Origin of the sequence: Xenorhabdus entomophaga (assembly GCF_037996725.1) — a bacterium.
In the GTDB taxonomy this organism is placed as follows: Bacteria; Pseudomonadota; Gammaproteobacteria; order Enterobacterales; family Enterobacteriaceae; genus Xenorhabdus; species Xenorhabdus khoisanae.
In genome coordinates this window covers 1-20,229 of record NZ_JBBMXH010000090.1, presented here as the reverse complement: position 1 = coordinate 20,229, position 20,229 = coordinate 1, and the positions used below count along the sequence as shown (strand labels likewise).

The window sequence follows — 20,229 nt, the reverse complement described above, 5'->3', positions numbered from 1 at the left end:
AAACTGCTTTCTCATACGTTGGGCATTTTTGCCAATTTTAAACAAGGTAAAAGTCAACGCGACTGGCTTCAACAAGCCAACGTCATAGGATGTTAAAGTCGAGCATCGCGTAAAGTATCATATTTTCCCCTTGCATTGGGTGCATTAAATTCAGAGGGATTATTTTTGCTTCCTCCACTAATTGCATCAAAAGATCCTTTTTGAAAAGATCCTTTTTGACCACCAATAATATCATAATCAGCAGAAGCAAAATTTTTGCCTTTCCTGATATCATCATTTGCATATTTTTCTACAAATCTATTGACTCTCTCCTGAGGGCAAACTCCCACAAATCCAAATGGATCAATAAAATTCACAGGGTTATACACATACCGGAACGGGTTCCATCCTCCCTGTAATCCTATGGGATCCGATGTAAGATACTGCCCCGTATCACAGTCATAATACCGAAACCGATTGTAATATAACCCGCTTTCCTCATCTTCATACTGCCCGGCAAAACGCAGATTGCAACTAACATGATAATCTTCATCATTCGCTGCCAATAGTGGCATTCGTTCCGCTTTACCCCAAGTTGTCAGCCGACTTGCCCATACCAACTTACCGGATTCGCTCAGTATTTCCCGCGGTGTTCCCTGATGGTCGCTGACAATATAATGCAGCTTACCTTTTTCATAGCGGGCTGAAGGGATTAGTGCACCCGGTTGATATAACCAGCAAGTACTTCGATCGTAGGCGGGTGTACCTTCCGCATAGAGTGGTGTTTCTTCAACTAATTGATCCCCACTCCACAGATAGTCATACCCCATAATGGTATCGGGTTTTGTCGTTAAATCTGGTTTACCATTCAGCCACCGTTGCAAATTAGCCGCAACCAGTTTGCCATCATGTACTTTGAGTTTGTGGATGCGCCGCCCAAAGGGATCATAACGATAGTGCCAGCGTGAACCGTCCGGCGTTTCACAGTGCGTGAGCTGATTTTGCGCATCCCAACGATAACGCCATACCTGTGGTCGGAAACCATCACGATGTTCGGTTTTTTCCACCTGCCTGCCGTTATCATCGTAACGATAAATGGCATCACCTCGCTTAACAACCCGCCCTGCCTGCTGGTACTGTTCAATCTGTTCGATTGCCCCTTTTGCATCCACCAGCCCATGTTGATTCAGGTTGCCATTGGCGTCATAACCAAATTGCTCTTCATAGGGCAATCGGCCATTAAATGTGGCGCTGATAATCTGGTCATTCTGGTTATAACGGTAACGAGTCTGTCCCCAAATGCCGTCATCGATCATTCTGACGCTATATGCGCGGTCGTACTGCCAGCTACGGTTAACCGCAGTGGCCTGTGGTGGGAAATGAGGATCATTTTGTGCCAGTGTTTCACGGAACAGAGCCGTGGCTCGCCCAGCGGATTGGTGCGCCAATAATCCCGTCGTGGTATATCGGCTGGCAAGAATAAACCCTTCCGCACTTTCCCGAACAATTTCCCGCCCTAAAGCATCATGACTCAAGGTCAGCGGCGTATGCTGATTAAACTGAAAATGGTTAACAGCCCCCATCACGTTATAACTAAAATGCAGGGTATGCTCACCAATGGTTTCAGCAGTTATTTGTTCGAGATCGTTCCATTCACGAGTGACTTCACGCCCATTAATACGTTCACAAACAGGCAAACCAGTTGCATCATATTCATATTCCACAACTGCATCGTTATTTGCTGCCCTGATAATCTGACGACGGTTATTATATTCGTAATGGGTTGTCGATTTAAGTTCGTACTTGTCTCCTTCCTGATACCAACTTTCCTGTCGGGTCAATAAACCTGCCGAAGAGTAGTGCCAACGCAATGAGTGATTATCAGGATAGCTGGCCTGAATGCGACGCCCCAACGCATCATACTGATAATCAATGGTACGGCCGGTAAAATCGATTTCACGGATAATCTGACCAGCGGCATCCCGCTCATAGCGATAAGTTTCCCCTGTCGAGGCCGTGACGGAGCAAAAACGGGTAAGGCGGTCATAACCAAAGTGTAATGTCGTACCATCAGGGCGGGTAACGTGAGTCAATAGATCAAAAGCACCATAGCTGTAGCGAGTAGTGCGACCTTCCCCGTCAGTCGCCGCAATAACACGCCGCTCACTGTCATATTCAAGATGTTGAGTTACACCATCCGGCAATTCAATTTCGGTCAGGCTGCCATTATCGAGGCTGGCATGAACAGGACTATAGCGGTAACGGGTTTCCTGCTTAAGTGCATCCGTGGTACGGCGCAAACGCCCCAGTTCATCCAGCTCTAAACCGGTCGTCTGACCATCCGGCGTCATAATTGCAGCAAGCCGCTGATGTTCGTCATAGGCATAATGCCATTGCCGACCATCCGGTAGCAGACGTTGCCGCAATTCACCGTGAAGACCGTACTGATACTCTTCTTTATCCCCTCGAGGGTTAGTGACAGCGGTTAGATTGCCCTGCTCATCATGATGGAACTGCCAGATATCCCCCGTGGGTAAGGTTGCCTCAACCAATTGACCATGTTCATCATAGTCATAGTAAAAAGCGTCTCCCGTTGGCAATACAATTTCGGTCAGTGCACCGTCATTGCTGTAATCAAAAGTGGTATAGCCTCCCAGCGGGTCAATTTCCCAAACCTTCTGGTTGTAACGCCATTGAGTACGTGTTTCACGCCCTAACGGATCAATCTCGCGGATCACCTGATTATTCTGGTTGTAATAGGAAAGGGTTTTCCCCCCTTCTGCATCAAGGTAAGTGGTAACACGGGCTTCATCGTCATAGATAAAGCGATCATCCCAATAACCCGCGGAAGAATGGGTGGAAATGACTCGCCCGCGCTCATCATAGTGAATATAAAAATCCGTCTTATCCGTATCATGCCAGCGGGTCATAAACCCTTGTGCGGTGTATTCATGCCACAGATGGTTTTGCTGAAAGGCATCACATTCTGCCAGATAGCCGTATTGGTCATAATGGCAGGTGACCAGACGATGCTGGATCTGCTGAAAGTGATAATCCACTGTCCGCAGTTGATGATCCTGATAGTGGAGGGTTAACCGGAAACCATCATTGCGTATAACTTCAGTCAACTGATGTTGGTCATTATAGATAAACTGAACATGATTCTGATGGCGATCTGTGATAGCTGACAGCCGACGCCGATTACCGTCAATATGGTTAAAGTGAAAAGTTTGCTGATTTTGTTTGTTGAGCAAACAGAGTTCACCATCAAGCTCTCCGGTCAGCACACAATGCAGGAGATGGCGGTTGCGAACTAAAACCTGATTTCCCGATGTGGAAAAATCATAAACCTGCCCGTCGGCATCGGTAAAATGGACTTTTTCACCGTCTACCACTAAATTACGTGACCAATCATCGGCCCATTTTCGCCCTAATAACCCGTTCAGGCAGGCGGTAGAACGATAAGTCCGGGTTAAGGTAATCGGCAACAGGCCGGGAATGGCAATAAGGGCGAAACTTTGCAGATAATCACCCGAAGTGATATCAACGGGCTCGCCTTTTCCACAACTGCCGCCTTCACATTGAGTGGAATTCTTGTTATCAGATTCACTGGCTGGATCTTTTTCTTTTTCACTTTTTTGGGATTTTTTAGAATTAGTCGATTTACTTTTCTCACCCTTTCCGCTGACTTGGACTCCTTCTTTACCTGTTTTGGAGGATAATTTTTCCGCTTTAGTTACAACCTTGGCTTCTGTCGCTAACATTTTACTTTCTGAAGTAACCCCCTTTAATATTGTTTTGGTCGCAGTCTGTGTAGCCATTTTAGCGCCAGCAGTGGCCCCCTTCAGAACTGTTTTTGCTACTCCTCCAACAGGCACAAAAGTAGTAATTATATTACCTAACAGGGCACCTCCTTTCTGAGCCGGATTATCTAATTCCATATGTAAGGAGTCCAAAGCACCCTGCGTTGTATCACCATACCATTGACCTGCGCTAGAAAGTGCTCCACCAACCCCAGTAGCCCCGGCACTACTCAGTAAAGCTCCTGCACCTTTCAAATATCCTGCTTGGATCATAGTGCCAAGTTTAGCGATGTCAGTCACAGTATTGGCTGTATCCTTCAGAAATCCCTTTGTCGCTTCCCAAGGATGTATCCCTGCTTCAACAACGTTATTCCCAGCTTCTTTAGTCCATTCCCAGCTGTCATTGGCTACGCCTTTAACCTTTCCCCAGAACTTACTGAAAAAACTTTGCTCTTCTTTATTCTCCAATTTAATAGGAGGGTTCGCTTCTGACGGATTTCCTGTTGCCTGCTGCGGCTGACCAACAATAGTCCCTAGAGTATTTCCTGTCCCCGTTGGGCTATCGCTTTTTGCTCCTTTTGCCATATTCTTTTCCTTATGATCCATTCATCCAAAATTTATCCGCATGGCGTAACGTCAATTTTCCATCCGCTCTTACCGTTTGTGTGTGTTCTTCCGGATGACACTTTCCCCCCACCGTGCCACTTTTCACCCCTGTAGCCGTACCGGCTTCATCCCCCAATGTCTGCGGGACAAAACTTTGCCCGAATACCACCACCGGCTGCCCGTTTGCCCGTACCGATGTGATCGGCGCGGAAGAGTCTCCCAGTTTCGCAATAACCGGATAAGGGATCGGCGGTGTGGCCGGTCCCATCGGGGTTTTACAGACATCGGGCACCAGACTGATAATCAGCCATTGAGTATCTTTACGGGCAATATAGTTATCCGCCATGATGCGGCTCCTGTTCAGGTGCGAATGTGATTAAGGGGGCTTTGGGGTTTATTTCAAACCGCGCTTCTGTCACTCTGATTGGCAAATCAATGCTGAATTGCAGACGAAAGGTCAGTTCCAATGTCATCGCATCAGTATCAATAATCAGGGTGTCGAGGTTCATCAAAACCGGGAATAGTTCGCCATCCTCCATACGGAACAGAATAAAAGGACGATGCCCCGGTAATTGGGTTTGTAAGGAACCCTCCGGTGTCAGGTTGGTGAGTTGCAATGAAATATCGGTAGACGGCCAGTCAATCTGCTGATCCTGCGGGGCGCCATTCCAGTAACCGAAATCAAAATCCTGTGGCAGATAGGGATGACGCTGTTTCAGCCATGTCTGGTCATATGTTCCGGCCAGTGTTCGCCGTGGTAACCATGCCCGCCCAATAACGCCCATACCCTGCGGTTGACAGGCTGGCTCGGTGGCTGAGAAACGGCCTGCCAGCATATCAGTAAAATGGTGTACGGTTATCGGTGCATTCGGATGAATAATGCGCGGTGCCGGGTAACGAGGCAGATCTTTTGCCCGTGCATACCACGGCAAAACAAACCCTGTACCAATGGGATTGTATTCATAAACTGCATGAGCTATGGGAGCCTTTTCGCCATCGGGGTGCTGGCTGCGTTGTTCAGGAGAGAGCTTATCTTCCTCTGTTAATGCCTTCGCCGCTTTATCATCCTCGGCTTCGATCCGGCATCCCCCGCCAAAGGCATAACGGTAATCAAGGGGTAAGCGGTCAAACGGTTTGGGATCAGAGAGTTGCCATTGCCCGTTCTCCGTGCAGAAAAACTCCCGCTCGCCAGAAATATTCAGTGTCTTATCCAACAAAGTGTTGCCATTGGAATCCGTTACTGACAGGCAGACAGGGAAAGACGAACAGGCTTTACCTTCCGGCGCATAAGCAGTGCCATTGACGATTACGTCACATTTGGGCTTAAATGGCGCCAGATCACTTTCCTGCAATACCTGCGAGATGTTCAGCCCTCCCCGGTATTGATCCTGCACACACAAATCCATCACCGGCAGCAGTTCAGCCAAATATTCTCCCTTACCCGCTGGTAATAGCTGATAACCGACTTTCATGGCAACAACATCGTATTCCTGATCTTCTGTATCCAGCATCCGGTAATTCATGACTGCAAAAGGCGTGAGATTTTTGAATTCCATCACCCTGTCTCCTTAGTTCAAATCAATGTCTTTGCCGTGGATTTGCACAGGGCCGCTGGCATCAAACAGAAACTTTTTCCCTTTGATGGTAATGTTGCCTGAACTGTCCATACGCAGCGTGCTGCTACCGCATTTCAGTTCAATCACCTTACCTGCTGAAATAGAAAGAGTTTGCCCCACTGAAATACTCTTTTGCATACCGACCGTTTCGTTTTGGCTCATGGATACTGTGGTCTTCATATTGGCACCTACGGTAATGGTATAAGCCATGCCCACCGTCAGGGTTTTGGCCTGCCCCACGGTTTCCGTGCTGCTCAGTTGCACCGTTTCCTGTTTGTTCTTTTTCACCACGACGGCTTTATTGCCGTCAATCGTTTCGGTGTGATTACCTAACACTTGCGTAGTACGGTTATTCAGCACCTTGGTATTCATATCCTTCTGGGCATGAATAAAGACTTCTTCACTGCCTTTCGCATCTTCAAAACGCAGTTCGTTAAACCCTTCGCCTTTGTGGGTATGGGTTTTGAAAGTAGTACGGGTTTTCTCGGCAGGTAAATTAAGCGGTGGTCGGTTGCGGCCGTTGTAATTACATCCCGTCACGATCGGGCGATCGATATCCCCGTTAAGGTAAGAGACAATCACTTCCTGACCAATGCGGGGAATGGCCATAAAGCCAAAACCATTACCGTTCCAGCCTTGTGCGACACGTACCCAGCAAGAGGAACCATCCCCCGCTTCATCATGACGATTCCAGTGGAAATGCACTTTAATGGCGCCATGCTCATTAACAAATATTTCCTCACCCGGCGGCCCTACAACCGTCGCCAGTTCATCACCATCAGCCAATGGCTTATAACGATACGGTGGCCGCCAATCATCTTTCCCCGGTACAAAAGTGATACTGTTAGTCAACGTCGTGCCTTCTCCCGCAATACCCGCCGCTTGTGGCTGAGAACCATAATGATTAACAGTAACCACTTGCCAACGATCATTCATGGCCGCAATAGGGTGTGATTTCAGGATAAAGATTTTACCGGGGCGTAACTGGATACAGTTGGTATGAGCCGAACCCAGTTTACTTTCGCTGTTGAGTTGATTGAGGCGTACTTCACCCAATGGTTTGCCTTCTTTACTCCACGGGAAACGCCCATAACTTTCAAATACCGCATGGCGCCCGCCCTGAGGCAAGGTGGCCTGAGTCTGCAAGGGCTGGGAAGGACGCAGGTAGTTGTAATCTTTGTGGATATACTCATCCGGATAGAGATATTCCCCGTATTCCCATTGCCAGGCGGTAGTATCTTTATCATCGGTATTGGGCTGAACGTTATAAGTCAGGTTAAGATCCGCGGTCATCCCCAAATGGGAATCACTGAAAAAGAGCTGCTCTTCCTCAAACCAGAAAGCGATCCCCTCTTCTGCTGCCAACCGACACCAAAAATCGTAGGCAGATTCACGCTTTTGGGTGGTATATTCCCGTACCGGATGAAGATTGCTGTCTTCATAAAATTTGCTATCCGACTTAACGCGATGCTCTTTCAGCAATAGTTTGAGAATATCCGGCACAGACTGGCGCTGAAACAGGCGGCTGTCCTGATGCAGTGTCATCCGCCACATTTCCGGCCGGACAGTAAAGGTATAATACGTTTGCCGTCCGTCACTATTGCCCTGCGCAGCCCCCGCCACGATACCTTTAACAGTACGCTCAACCTTGCCATTGCGAGTCACGGTGAGGGAGGCATAGGTTCCCAATTGATCATTGAGTACCACATTGTTTAGAGGACTGACTACATTCAATGACAGATGATAAAGCTGTGACAGCCCTTCCTGTAAACTAAAATTCACCACCTGAAAAGTCGTGCCCGGTAAGGCACCGATCTGGCAGGTAAACACTAGCCCATCCATTTGTATCTCCTTACATAATTGGACGATACCCTTGCAGCGGGCAAGGTGATAAGAGCCATCGGATATTGGAAACCTGCCCGATGACGGTCATGCGTATACGCATATCTTCGGTAAGACAGAACGGAAAAAACTGGTACAAGGCATTGGCGAACCGGAATAATTCCCCCTGACTGGTGTAAGCGGATTCATCCAGTGTCAGCTCAACATGGACACAGCGGTGAGGGATACCACGGATAAGCCAGTCACCGGGTGTGGATTGAATTTCTACAATACCTGCCGTCATTCGCTGGATATTGCGATGGGTATTGCGATCAAGATCAGCGTAAAAATCGTAATCCAGCAGCAGTTGTTTAAGTGCAGAGACTGAATTCAACCAGAAACCATTAGCGGCATGGTGTGACAAAACTCTCCAGTATCGTGAACTGTCTGTCACGGGAGGATAGCTGGAAGCAGTGGGCGTCAAGTTTTTGATTTGCAAGCCATCAGGAATATCCTCATCTGCTAAACAAATATCTCCCACGGCCAATTCAGATAAGTCAGTATTGAATGTGACAAAATGACAGGTGAATTCCTGCTCTGGCGGCTTTTCCATCGGCCGGGCATGGCTGTCATAAAATGTCAGCGCATATTCCAAACGCCCCAGCGCATCACGGGTCATATCCAATTCATAGAACCAGGTTTCTTCATCAGCACCGCGAAAGAAATGAGTAAACTGACTCATCGGATAAAACTGGCAGCGTTTACCGCGTTCTTTACCCGGCTCATCTTTTAGCTGGAGGTCAATCAGGTGCAGAATCCCTTGCCCTGATGGCAAAGGAAGCGGATAGCGAGCGGTGTCTGGTGCAAAAGCGAGTGTTATTTTCGATTCGCGTTCAAGATTCACCACAGGCACACAATGAAGATGGAAAGCTTCTGACAATTGCGCCTCGGATAAAGGCAATACTTCACTGAGTTTCAATGTTACGCTGAATTGCCGGTTTTCCGTCATGGATAACCGATCACACATGGCTGTCGGCAAGGATAAGGTCAGGAAGTGGTGAACATGAGGCAAGTAAAGTGATTCCATCAGCATTTGCGGAGCCCAATTGCCCGCTACTGAAATGGGGGGTGACAAAATCAAGCGAGAAGCCCCGGACAAAGGTTCGAACCAAAGGGGTTCGGCTGGATATTTCAATTTGTTGTGATGCAGTTCTGCGCCCTGTAAGCTGCGACACAGAGCAAGCATCAAGGTATCTGCCACTGTTTCGTCAGGGCTGAGGAATAAACTAATAGGGCAAATAGGCCAATAATCATCCTTGCCGGTATATTGGAAAGTGAGCGTAATATTGCTGGTTTCTGCCTGATAAGTGATTTTCCGTGCCACCAATATCAAAGGTTCAATGTGACACTCCCTGCTTGTAACAAACGTAACATCGGTATTGGATGATATTTCTGATCCCCGTGGTAATGTACAGGTGAGATCAAACCCTTCCATACGGTTAAATTGAACGACACTCGTTGCCGGGATCCCCTTGATAGGCAGAGCTTTTAATCGCTGTAGTAAAGGTAGTGTAATTTCAGGAAAGGCATCATCGACTTTCTGATGCAAGCGAGCCATTAAAACAGCAAATCCTTGATTTAGTCTTTCAATATCAGGATCGTATCCATTAAGACTTTCTGCCAAATGAGGTTTTTCTTCGGCAGTTAGTTTTTCAAGTTGCCGCAGATAATCCAATTCCCACTGGTAATAAAATTGAAAAGAATCCATATTTGCTTCCTTAGAAATATACTGAGTGCAATCTCATTTACATTTCAAGAATGGAATTATTTAATAGAATTTATTATATTTAAGATGTTATTAAGGATTTATCTTAATAAACCGGCCGTTTAACTTAGGTCATAAAGAAAAACAAAAACAATAAATCGTAATTAAATATAATATATTCCCAAAAAAACCTTATTTCATTACCATAAAAACAAAAAAAACATTGCAATCACTGACTAACCTGAAAGTTACAGGAAAACATCACACCGAAAAACAATATCTATTAACACGGCATTAATTATTTTTAACAAGAAATTTACATTGCTAAATTTATCGTATTTCCAGAAATAAATCTGAAATACTCTTTTGTTGATTAGTTATTTAGAGTGCAAATCGTCTTTTAATTTTCAAATAAGAAAACAGATCTCAATACTCTATAATTAAAAACTTATTTCAGTAGGCATTTATTATTACAGGCAATTTGAATACAGGCTGCGTACAGAAACGAGATCGTATACCGAGTATATGTAGAACAATACTAACGACTAACCAATCCCCTAAAAAATCCTCTTTCTTTTCTCCTGTTATAAACTGTATAATTGTTAACCTTTTTCGACGGTTTTTCGTGTTTTCATAAGATGTTACTTGCTCCATACCGTCGATTCGCGTAAAACTGTTGTCTAAAATTATCGATAATAACTCCATACTCTCCAGATATTATGTTTCAAAATAATCCGCTGCTTGCGCAGCTAAAACAGCAACTTCACGCTCAAACCACTCGCGTAGAGGGTTTAGTCAAAGGAACTGAGAAAGGCTTTGGGTTTTTAGAAGTCGATGGACAAAAAAGCTATTTTATTCCACCTCCCCACATGAAAAAGGTCATGCACGGGGACCGAATTACCGCTGCTATCCACACCGATAAAGAAAAAGAGATTGCCGAACCAGAAACTTTGGTTGAACCATTTCTGACCCGTTTTGTAGGCAGGATCCAAAAGAAAGAAAACGATAACCGACTCTGGATTATTCCTGACCACCCATTATTAAAAGATTCCATCCCTTGCCGCCCGACAAACCAAGTTACCCATGATTTCGAAAATGGTGATTGGGCTGTCGCTGAAATGCGCCGGCATCCACTGAAAGGCGATCGTGGTTTTCATGCCGAAGTCACTGGCTATATCACTCAAGGCGACGACCACTACGCTCCTTGGTGGGTAACACTGACACGCCATAGTCTGGAGCGCGAAGCTCCAATCATGACAGATTGTCAGTTAGACGATGAATCTATTGAGCGCCTCGACCTTACCGCCCTTGATTTTGTCACTATCGACAGCGCAACAACCGAAGATATGGATGATGCCCTGCATATTGCCCAAAATGATGATGGCAGCCTGAAGCTTTCTATTGCTATTGCTGATCCGACCGCTTATATCAAAGCTGACAGCGAACTGGATAAGATTGCCTATCAGCGTAGCTTCACCAACTATCTGCCGGGCTTCAATATCCCCATGCTCCCTCGAGAGCTGTCAGATGATTTATGTTCCCTGCGCCCGAATGCCCGCCGCCCTGCTCTGGTTTGTCAGGTTTCTATTCTGGAAGATGGTCAACTGGGCGATGACATTCAATTCTTCGCTGCATGGGTTGAATCAAAATTCAAGCTGGTTTACGACGAAGTTTCAGACTGGCTAGAAGGCCAGGACGGTTGGGTTCCGGAATCAGAAGCCGTCAAAACGCAAATCACGCTTTTAAAAGAGATGTGCGACCGCCGCAATAACTGGCGTCACCAACACGCGTTAGTTTTCAAAGAGCGCCCAGATTATCGGTTTATTCTTGATGAAGGTGGTAATGTTGTTGATATCGTTATTGAACAGCGACGCTCAGCCAACCGTATTGTTGAAGAAGCCATGATCACAGCAAACTTATGTGCTGCCAAGGTGATGCGCGATAAATTAAGCTTTGGTATTTATAATGTTCATACCGGCTTTGACGCTTCCCATATTGAACAGGTTGTTGAAGTCCTGAAAGAACATGGCATTGATGTGAATGCCGAAGCGTTATTAGGATTAGACGGATTCTGTGAATTGCGTCGGGAATTGGATAAACAACCAACACAATTCCTGGATAGCCGTATCCGCCGTTTCCAAACTTTTGCAGAAATTAAAACTGATCCGGGTCCACATTTTGGGTTAGGTTTTGATGCTTACGCGACTTGGACATCCCCTATCCGTAAATACAGCGATATTATCAACCACCGTTTGTTGAAAGCGATTATCCAGCAAACTGACGCTGAAAAACCGACTGAAGAAATTTGTCTGCAATTAACCGATCGTCGTCGGGCAAATCGTCTGGCAGAACGCGATGTTGGTGATTGGCTCTATGCTCGTTTCCTTCACCCTCATGCAGGCACAGACAAAACATTCCCGGCAGAAATTATCGATATCACCCGTGGCGGTATGCGTGTCCGTCTGGTTGATAATGGTGCCGTCGCATTTGTTCCCGGGCCATTTTTGCATGCTGTTCGAGATGAACTGCAATGTAGCCAGGAAACAGGCTCGGTATTGATTAAAGGTGAAACTGCTTACCGTTTGAATGATGTCATCAATGTCCGTATTGAAGAAGTCAGAATGGAAACCCGTAACATCGTTGCCCGTCCTATCGGCTAACCTTGCAGGTTATTTCTATATCGTTATTTCAATATCGATACCAAAATAATAAAGTGAACTGCCGCCATTTATGGGCGGCATTTTTGTAATAACATTTTGTAATAACGAACTATAATAACAAGGTGAAAACTTCATATGCGATTTATTTCATTTAAACGAGTAAACATGGCAATCGCACTTTTCCCCCTACTTGGTACTTTGTTCATATCTCCTGCCAATGCGACTACTGCCCAAAATAAAACGTCTCAACAAAATACAACGCTCAAGCAAGATCAACTGATCCACCAGCTCTCAGTACTGGAAAAAAATGCCAATGGTCGTCTTGGTGTTGTATTGATAGATACATCGGATCATTCCACCCTCGCTTATCGTGCAAACGAACGTTTTCCGCTATGCAGTACCAGTAAATTTATGGCGGTATCAGCACTTCTGAAAAAAAATGAAGCACATGATCACTTATTAAATCAACGTATCCACTATCAACAATCCGATCTTGTTGAATACAGCCCGATTACCGAAAAACACCTTAAAAATGGTATGACGTTGAGAGAACTGGGCGAAGCAACGATGCAATATAGTGATAATGCGGCAATGAATCTTATCCTTAAGCAACTGGGTGGCCCAAATGAAGTGACCCAATTTGCCCGTACTATCGGTGATAACGATTTTCGTCTCGATCGTAAGGAGCCTGATCTAAACACGGCGATACCGGGAGATGAGCGTGATACCTCCACTCCACAAGCGATGGCGAACAGTTTATATCATTTGGCATTAGGAAATACTTTGGAGACAGCACAACGTGAGCAATTAGTTGCATGGCTCAAAGGAAATACCACTGGCGATGCCAGCATTCGTGCCGGTGTACCAGAAAATTGGGTTGTCGGAGATAAAACGGGGCGCTGTAGTTATGGCACAACAAATGATATTGCCGTCATTTGGCCGACAAGCAATCGCTCTCCATTGGTTTTGGTCACTTACTTTACTCAGCCAAATCACCAAAATGCTAACGCCCGACCTGATGTATTAGCGGAAGCAACACGTATTGTGACTCAAGACATTGATACTAAGTGGGCAAAGCCCGAAAAAAGTGGAATAGCCAACGAATCACATTAAGTATTGTGAATCTGACAAGCAACAGGCTATACAATTTATTTACTGCATAGCCTGTAATGTAAAAAAACTGGACTAACCTCCCGCCAGTTTCACCTTCATACCTTTCGCTTCCAGCAATTGTTTCAGCAAGTCACGCTTATCGCCCTGAATTTCGATTTCACCGTCTTTAACGGAACCACCACAACCACATTTTTTCTTCAGTTCGGCGGCCAATTTGGTGAGTGTTTGATCATCAGCATCAATGCCTGTGATAATACAAACACCTTTGCCTTTGCGGCCACTCGTTTGACGCTGAATACGTACAATGCCATCACCTTTCGGGCGAACAGGTTTAATTTCTTCCTCTTGGATGCGACCGCCATCCGTTGAGTAAACTAAGCGAGAGTTATTATCCATGAACGATCCCAATAGATTGATTAATCTGCTGCAATGCCAGTGCCGGGTTCTCTGCACGGGTAATCGGACGCCCGATCACCATATAATCAACCCCCGCCTGAACTGCCTGAGGGGGTGTCATGATACGACGCTGATCGCCAGCTTCCGTACCTTCAGGACGGATGCCCGGTGTAACAAGCTGGAATTTCTGCCCACATATGGCTTTCAATTGTTGTGCTTCATGGGCAGAGCAAACCACCCCATCTAAACCACATTCTTTTGTCAATAATGCCAGACGTTCAGCGTGCTGTGCCGGAGTTACATCAATACCAATGCCCAACAGATCAGATTGTTCCATGCTGGTTAACACCGTGACAGCGATCAGCAACGGGGCATCCTTACCATAAGACAATAAAGCTTCTTTCGCTGCGGTCATCATTCTCGCGCCACCACTTGCGTGAACATTAACCATCCATACTCCCAATTCAGCCGCTGCCACGACCGCTCTTGCGGTTGTATTGGGGATGTCATGAAATTTAAGATCCAAAAATACATCAAAACCACGCTGATGCAACGCCTGAACAAATTGTGGGCCATACAGCGTAAACATTTCTTTGCCCACTTTCAGGCGGCAGGATTGTGGGTCAATCTTATCGACAAACGCCAGCGCTGCGTCCTGATTACCATAATCCAATGCAACGATAACAGGCGAGTCAATCTGTTTATCTAAAGTTTGAGCTGTGTAGGAGGTCATTTTTAGGCCCTTTCATTTACTAATGAATTGAATTGCTACTTGAGTTACTAATGAAGAGAAACATATCGCGACAGTGTCACTGACCATCTAATCCTCTGATCGGCTTAATGGAATCCCATGAGCGACATGATGGGCAGTGCCAATACAACGAACGGGAAGTAAAGCCACATTTATGGCATCGATAATCAGGTTTAGTGCGGATTTGTTCACCGACCATATTACGCAGAAGAATCAAACTTTCTTTGGCTCGCCCTTCTTCTGCATCCGCCAGATGGTAATCCATCAAGCGATAAAAGCCTCTCATCGTTGGATGGCGTTCCAATTGGCGGTTAATATAATTTTGCGCCACATCGCGCCCTTCTTTCTTCTCAATAAGATCAGCCATATGAAGCTCTGCAATTGCACCACACTTTTCATCTACACAGCGTTGTACAAAAGCTTCCCACTCTTCCGGTTGAGATAGATGCTGATAACACTCTTGCAACATCGGCAGAGATTCACTGATGATCTGTTTATCTTGTTCGAGAACACGTTTCAGGGCATCAGTCGCCTTAGAGTACTCCCCTTGAGCCATATAAATACGACCAAGCATGATTGAAACACGAGCACAATTTTTGTCTGCCTGAGCCGCTTTATTCAGATAGCCGATAGCGTCATTAAAATCATCACTGCCCATACATTGCAGTGCCAGCTCACAATAAAAATGGGCGATTTCTTCCCGAAAGTGGTGTTTACCCAGTTTTACCAGCTTTTCAGCGATCTCAATCGCTTTATTCCAATCACTGGTTGACTGATAGATGGTTAACAGGGAATTGAGGGCATTTTCACGGAAGTCAGTTTCATCAACCAACTGAATAAACATGTTTTCGGCTCTATCATATACGCCTGCGGCCATATAATCCCGGCCAAGTTGCTGAATAGCAAGTAAACGTTGTTCAAACGTCAGAGAGGCACTTTCCATTAGGGATTGGTGAATACGGATAGCTCTTTCAACTTCACCGCGGGAACGAAACAGATTTCCCAGTGTTAAGTGTGCTTCAAATGTAGAGCTATCCTCTTTCAGCATATCAAGAAATAAATCGACCGCTTTATCCTGCTGATTAGAGAGTAGGAAGTTAACACCATCAACATATTCACGAGAAAGACGGTCAGCAAATTGCTGTTTATCTTGTTGAGCACTTCTGCGCCCCATATACCAGCCATAGGCGGCAGCAATAGGAAGCAACAGAAACAACAGCTCTAACATGGAGAATTATTCCTTGTTTAATGCTACGGTTGATGCGTTTTTTGCGGATGACTCAGAGGGTTGTTCCAACTGGGTTTCCAACCGTTTAATTTTACGTTTCGCACGTCGAAGAGAAACACAGGCACGCAAGTAAAATGCCCCACAAATCGCCCACCCAAGGGCAAAACCGACGGCAAACAACACAGCCAGTAATGAAGATACAGAATAATCACCTTTAGCGATCAAATAATTAAATGTCACGATCTGATTATTATTTGACCCCAGAGTCACTGAGATAACAAACACAACCAGTGCCAGTAATAAAATCAGAAAATATTTCACATTTTTTCCTGTTATCTATTGTTGCTGATTAATTATGCCAAATAACAGACATACTGGCGTGTTAAGTTAGCATTTCTCGTCTACGCAAAGGAAGCAATTTATTGCACTAAACGCTGATTTCCTTCTTTTTGTGATATTATTCTACATTGTTTGTGCTCAATCCTACCTTTTTTTCCAAACAGGCTGACAAGTTACATCTGGGAAAATCAGCTTATAGTTTAGCATGTTAATATATTCATTATTAAAGAACCTGACGCTTTGTATTCATTCGCATTAACAAATTCTGTTATAATGCCCTTTTCGTGCATGTGTTGTAATCAGAGAAAATTCTTTTGCGTGGTTTTAGCTGATTTCTCAACCGGGATTGTTCTGGATATTGCAATATTTATAACGAGTCAAATCAACATATGAATACTAAAATACAGCTAAAACGAGTAGCTGAAGCGAAATTACCTACGCCATGGGGCGAATTCCTGATGATTGGATTTGAGGAGATCAAAACAGGTCGTGACCATGTTGCCCTTGTTTTCGGTGATATCTCTGGTGATGAACCTGTATTATCCCGGATTCATTCAGAATGTCTGACGGGGGATGCTTTGTTCAGTCTAAGATGCGATTGTGGGTTTCAATTAGAATCTGCCCTATCGCAAATTAGCAAGGAAGGCCGTGGCGTACTGTTGTATCACCGTCAGGAAGGCCGCAATATTGGCCTGCTGAATAAAATCCGCGCTTATGCTTTGCAAGATCAGGGCATTGATACTGTTGAAGCCAACCACCAGTTAGGCTTTGCTGCTGATGAGAGAGATTTCACCCTTTGCTCAGATATGTATAAGCTGTTGGGTATTCATGCCATCCGTCTCCTGACCAATAACCCTAAAAAAGTTGAGATCATGATAGAGGCCGGTATTAATATTGTCGAACGTGTCCCTCTGATTGTAGGGCGTAACCCGAAAAACGCTTATTATTTGGATACCAAGGCCAGCCGAATGGGACACTTACTACTCAAATAAGCCTGTTTTTATTAAATTTAACAAAAATAAAATATTGTATGCATATTGACTAACCAAATATGCATACATGTAGTTTGGCTTAGATTATCCTAAAATGGCCTGATAAATTTGCGAAGTTTTTTTGTCCACTACTTCACCCCGGTAATCTTTAAAGGCTACTTCAAATTGCCCCTCCTCGACACCGTCAGGAAAATAATCTAACCCGCCTCCGTCATCCCACTCTCCATCCCCTCTGGAAATTATAACAGGGCGCTTATCCCATGCAGAAGAAGGCCAATAATAAACCAGAATTCCTGTAGGTGCCCTCCCTTCTGGAAATAGACGCGAGATAATCATATCTCTAACACAACAAGGGGTATTTGTAAAGGAATAACTTGCCTCACCGTAATACTTACCATTCATAATAGGAAGGCTTTTATCCAAATCAGCGCCGATAACCTTATTGTTATATCTGACAATTGAACCAATTTGATGGGAACCCGTTAACGTCGTGTTAATCTGGAATTCGACTCCCAATAGATTGTCTTGTGGATCGTTAAGAAAGATATGATTATTTTCAATATGCGTCTTGTCTGGCTTAACTCCTGTTGAAAAATCAACCGCTTCAAAACCCAGCCGTGTTTGATCGATTGCGTTAATAGGGATTAACTTGCCTGAGGCATTATAAAATTGCACATGAAATCTTAAACGGAACCCATATTCCTGCGTATCTTTATTATATGTATTAAATGATTGGGGAGGTTGGTAAGGTGCAATTTGTGTAACAACAAGAGACAGCTTAACACTCTCAGGCGTATTCGATGTCCCATAGACAGTAAAAGGATAAAACTGATGCAGGGAGTTTCCTTCCTGAGTGCTTTGCCCAAAAACAGCCCCCTTATAACGGGCGATAATGCCGAGTTTATAATCTTCATTTTCAGATGAATGCGGAACACTGATCAGCAACTTAACGGTAATCCCATTGGAAAAATGGTTATCAGGCTGTATAAGCAGTTGTTTGGCACTGAGCTGAGGAACCGGTTTCCCCGTGTTCCAGTCAACCACCGATAAATCTAATTGATGCAGATTGATGTGGCTCGGGTTAATTATTTGGCCATTTTCATCGCCAATTTGTAAATAAACAGTTAAATCAAACTCATAGATGTTACTTTGCCAGGTTCCCTTGCCGGCAATGAACGCAATATCTAACAGGCGATTAGGTAAGACGGGGGCAAAAATCAGTGTATCAGCGGCCCTGATGGTTTTATCACTCTCCAGAGCACCGGTGAGCATGACGGTTTCGCCTTCCGTATATGTGTCATAGATATCAATAGTCGCGTGGCCTGACGTATCCGTGTCAACGGTACAGGTCTGGAGCTGGTTACCTTTCCGAAAGGAAGCCGCGCCTGTCACATTCAACACCAGTTTCTGACCGGCAATATTTGCCCCCGCGCCACTACCCGTGAGGACAGCCTGAACGGTGTTGGCTTGCGTACCGTCGGCCACGGCGTGGTTTTTCCATGGTATTAAAAGTGAGCGTATAATCCGGTTTGGGTTGCTGAAACTCCCACGAACTGGTTTTATAAACAATCCCGTTAATCAGAAGTTCCCAAGTGCCTGTTTCCGTTTTGAGCGCTTTGTTATAGAAATAAATGACAACCTGACCATTCCTGTCCAGACAGGCACCTTTATAATCCGTATAGGTATGTAGCGGGTTGCCATTGAGCACAAAGAAGGCAGTCTGTGGGCCAGTTTTTATTTCAAAAGCGCCGGTATAAGGCTGGCCTTTATCCTCGATGGTCAGCACTAACTGGAAATGTCCTTTTCCATCGGCTAAAACCGGGCCGGAATCCAAGCGCTGAACCGTTACCTTATAAAATTTTACGAAACTGAGCGGCGTTGATGCCTTAACGTCTTTATCACTATCCAGAGCACCACTCAGGGTAACCGTTTCGCCTGCCGTATTGGTGTCATAGATATCAACCGTTGCATGGCCTGATTTATCCGTGTCAACAGTACAGGTTTGGTGTTGGCTGCCTTTCTGAAAGGAGGCCGTGCCTGTCACCGTCAGGTTTAATTTCAGATTATCAACACTGGCAGTGGGATCCAGCGCGGTGAGTTTGGCGCTGACCTGATTGGCCTGTTCACCATCAGCAAATACATTATCCCGCGTTGTGAGCAATTCCAGTTTATAGCGGGCCGGTGATTTAAATGCATAAAACTGATGTAAGGAGTCCCCGCCCTTTGTACTTTGCCCAAAAAAGTTACCGTTATAAATGGCGATAATACCAAGCTGATAATTTTCACCGGGTTTTAAGGTAATAATATGAAACTTGACCGCGACACCGGGAAAGTCATCATCGGGCTGTATTTGTACCTGTGTCGCTGAAAGATTGGAAGGCGCACGGCTTGTTTCCCAGTCTACAATGTCTAAAGATAATTGATTCAAATCAAGCTGATGGGGATCAATAATACGGTTATCTTCATGACCCAATTGCAGATAAATAGTGAGATCAAAATGATAGTTTCCTTCTTGATAATTTCCTGCCTCTGCCGAAAATTTAATATCCAGAAGGCGTTTGGGTTGAAGGCCATTATCAGTACCATCAGGTTTCGCGTCTTTATCAAAGTGATTTACAGTCATCTTATACCCTTATTTTTTAATGAAATTAAATTACCTCTCAAATAAAAATTCATTCAAGATATCTGTCTACAATAATAATTGTCAAACATACAGGATTGTCATTTTATTTACTATAAGACAATATTAACCATGCAATTTTTGATATTTAATTCCTGTATTTTTTATTTATTACAGATATATATAAAAATAACCCACCAATGAAGTGTTGAATGGATTAATATTCTTAAATATGGTTTTTAACAGCAACAGACCACTTGAAGGAAGAATGATGCACATTTATTGTTGCAGTCAGTTTAAACACGGGCTGCGTGTAAAAGCCAGAATGTACATTAAAAATAAAAACTGCGTCTATATCGGCGCAGTTTTTATTTATGAGTATCTTTTAGCTGATTACGGCTATTTTACAGAAAAGGTATTATTTCAACATCATATACAGGATCTTAATAATTAAGTCTTTCAAAACATGCATTCAATGTCTTGTTTTTACATGATTTTCTTTGTGGTGTTTTGAAGGCATTTTGACCTAAGTACTCCCTG

The 20,229-nt window shown here is 44.7% G+C and carries 14 protein-coding genes and 1 pseudogene; 4 read left to right on the top strand and 11 right to left on the bottom strand.

The annotated features are described in order from the left end of the window. Positions 1-96, top strand: a pseudogene (locus AAC854_RS24350) (IS982 family transposase); the annotation flags it as partial. On the opposite strand, the gene AAC854_RS16780 reads toward AAC854_RS24350, so the two are convergent. From AAC854_RS16780 to AAC854_RS16760, 5 genes are read right to left on the bottom strand one after another with little or no spacing between them, the layout of a single operon-like run. Next, complete coding sequence (locus tag AAC854_RS16780; protein WP_340618122.1) at positions 93-4,367, bottom strand: RHS repeat-associated core domain-containing protein; 4,275 nt, start codon at positions 4,365-4,367, stop codon at positions 93-95. The pseudogene AAC854_RS24350 and the gene AAC854_RS16780 sit on opposite strands and share 4 nt — an antisense overlap. Before the next feature lie 10 nt (positions 4,368-4,377). Beyond that, positions 4,378-4,734: a DUF4150 domain-containing protein gene (locus tag AAC854_RS16775; RefSeq protein WP_340618121.1), complete on the bottom strand. Its 357-nt coding sequence runs from the start codon at positions 4,732-4,734 to the stop codon at positions 4,378-4,380. Further along, positions 4,724-5,944, bottom strand: a complete 1,221-nt coding sequence (locus tag AAC854_RS16770) for a DUF2169 family type VI secretion system accessory protein (protein WP_340618120.1) — start codon at positions 5,942-5,944, stop codon at positions 4,724-4,726. The genes AAC854_RS16775 and AAC854_RS16770 overlap by 11 nt, the downstream gene beginning before the upstream one ends. A 12-nt stretch (positions 5,945-5,956) precedes the next feature. Continuing rightward, positions 5,957-7,846 (bottom strand): type VI secretion system tip protein TssI/VgrG, encoded by a 1,890-nt coding sequence (gene tssI, locus AAC854_RS16765; RefSeq protein WP_340618119.1) that lies wholly within the window; start codon positions 7,844-7,846, stop codon positions 5,957-5,959. 10 nt (positions 7,847-7,856) lie between these two features. Then, positions 7,857-9,593 carry a type VI secretion system baseplate subunit TssF gene (locus AAC854_RS16760; protein ID WP_340618118.1) on the bottom strand — a complete coding sequence of 579 codons (1,737 nt, stop codon included), beginning with the start codon at positions 9,591-9,593 and terminating at the stop codon, positions 7,857-7,859. A gap of 716 nt (positions 9,594-10,309) precedes the next feature. Between AAC854_RS16760 and AAC854_RS16755 the strand changes: the two genes are divergently transcribed. Both AAC854_RS16755 and bla read left to right on the top strand, forming a co-directional pair. Next, on the top strand, positions 10,310-12,250 hold the full coding sequence (locus AAC854_RS16755; RefSeq protein WP_047962673.1) for an exoribonuclease II: 1,941 nt from the start codon (positions 10,310-10,312) through the stop codon (positions 12,248-12,250). Between the two features lie 135 nt (positions 12,251-12,385). Continuing rightward, the gene (gene bla, locus AAC854_RS16750) at positions 12,386-13,363 is read left to right on the top strand and encodes a class A beta-lactamase (protein WP_422824099.1); all 978 of its coding nucleotides are present in this window, start codon (positions 12,386-12,388) and stop codon (positions 13,361-13,363) included. Positions 13,364-13,435: 72 nt separating this feature from the next. Here the strand turns inward: bla and yciH are convergent, their stop codons facing one another. The 4 genes from yciH to AAC854_RS16730 all read right to left on the bottom strand — a co-directional run bounded on the left by yciH (position 13,436) and on the right by AAC854_RS16730 (position 16,059). Next, entirely contained in the window at positions 13,436-13,759 is a 324-nt protein-coding gene (yciH, locus tag AAC854_RS16745; protein WP_047962672.1) for a stress response translation initiation inhibitor YciH, read from the bottom strand. Continuing rightward, on the bottom strand, positions 13,752-14,492 hold the full coding sequence (gene pyrF / locus AAC854_RS16740) for an orotidine-5'-phosphate decarboxylase (protein WP_340618116.1): 741 nt from the start codon (positions 14,490-14,492) through the stop codon (positions 13,752-13,754). Before pyrF ends, yciH begins: the two co-directional genes overlap by 8 nt. A gap of 76 nt (positions 14,493-14,568) precedes the next feature. Further along, entirely contained in the window at positions 14,569-15,738 is a 1,170-nt protein-coding gene (gene lapB / locus AAC854_RS16735; RefSeq protein ID WP_340618115.1) for a lipopolysaccharide assembly protein LapB, read from the bottom strand. A gap of 6 nt (positions 15,739-15,744) precedes the next feature. After that, complete coding sequence (locus AAC854_RS16730) at positions 15,745-16,059, bottom strand: LapA family protein (RefSeq protein WP_340618114.1); 315 nt, start codon at positions 16,057-16,059, stop codon at positions 15,745-15,747. A 407-nt stretch (positions 16,060-16,466) separates the two neighbouring features. Here AAC854_RS16730 and ribA point away from each other — a divergent pair, with 407 nt between their 5' ends. Beyond that, the gene (ribA, locus tag AAC854_RS16725; protein ID WP_084728543.1) at positions 16,467-17,069 is read left to right on the top strand and encodes a GTP cyclohydrolase II; all 603 of its coding nucleotides are present in this window, start codon (positions 16,467-16,469) and stop codon (positions 17,067-17,069) included. 84 nt (positions 17,070-17,153) lie between these two features. On the opposite strand, the gene AAC854_RS16720 is transcribed toward ribA, so the two are convergent. Together AAC854_RS16720 and AAC854_RS16715 are read right to left on the bottom strand one after the other, a co-directional pair. Then, positions 17,154-18,554, bottom strand: coding sequence for an Ig-like domain-containing protein (locus AAC854_RS16720; RefSeq protein WP_340618113.1), 1,401 nt, complete (start codon positions 18,552-18,554; stop codon positions 17,154-17,156). Beyond that, on the bottom strand, positions 18,505-19,692 hold the full coding sequence (locus AAC854_RS16715) for a hypothetical protein (protein WP_340618112.1): 1,188 nt from the start codon (positions 19,690-19,692) through the stop codon (positions 18,505-18,507). Before AAC854_RS16715 ends, AAC854_RS16720 begins: the two co-directional genes overlap by 50 nt. Between the last annotated feature and the right edge of the window lie 537 nt (positions 19,693-20,229).

Coding starts and splice junctions, on each gene's coding strand:
- lapB (WP_340618115.1), bottom strand. CDS start 15,738: ATGTTAGAGCTGTTGTTTCTGTTGCTTCCTATTGCTGCCGCCTATGGC.
- bla (WP_422824099.1), top strand. CDS start 12,386: ATGCGATTTATTTCATTTAAACGAGTAAACATGGCAATCGCACTTTTC.
- AAC854_RS16770 (WP_340618120.1), bottom strand. CDS start 5,944: ATGGAATTCAAAAATCTCACGCCTTTTGCAGTCATGAATTACCGGATG.
- pyrF (WP_340618116.1), bottom strand. CDS start 14,492: ATGACCTCCTACACAGCTCAAACTTTAGATAAACAGATTGACTCGCCT.
- AAC854_RS16780 (WP_340618122.1), bottom strand. CDS start 4,367: ATGGCAAAAGGAGCAAAAAGCGATAGCCCAACGGGGACAGGAAATACT.
- AAC854_RS16760 (WP_340618118.1), bottom strand. CDS start 9,593: ATGGATTCTTTTCAATTTTATTACCAGTGGGAATTGGATTATCTGCGG.
- ribA (WP_084728543.1), top strand. CDS start 16,467: ATGAATACTAAAATACAGCTAAAACGAGTAGCTGAAGCGAAATTACCT.
- AAC854_RS16775 (WP_340618121.1), bottom strand. CDS start 4,734: ATGGCGGATAACTATATTGCCCGTAAAGATACTCAATGGCTGATTATC.
- yciH (WP_047962672.1), bottom strand. CDS start 13,759: ATGGATAATAACTCTCGCTTAGTTTACTCAACGGATGGCGGTCGCATC.
- AAC854_RS16715 (WP_340618112.1), bottom strand. CDS start 19,692: ATGACTGTAAATCACTTTGATAAAGACGCGAAACCTGATGGTACTGAT.
- AAC854_RS16755 (WP_047962673.1), top strand. CDS start 10,310: ATGTTTCAAAATAATCCGCTGCTTGCGCAGCTAAAACAGCAACTTCAC.
- tssI (WP_340618119.1), bottom strand. CDS start 7,846: ATGGATGGGCTAGTGTTTACCTGCCAGATCGGTGCCTTACCGGGCACG.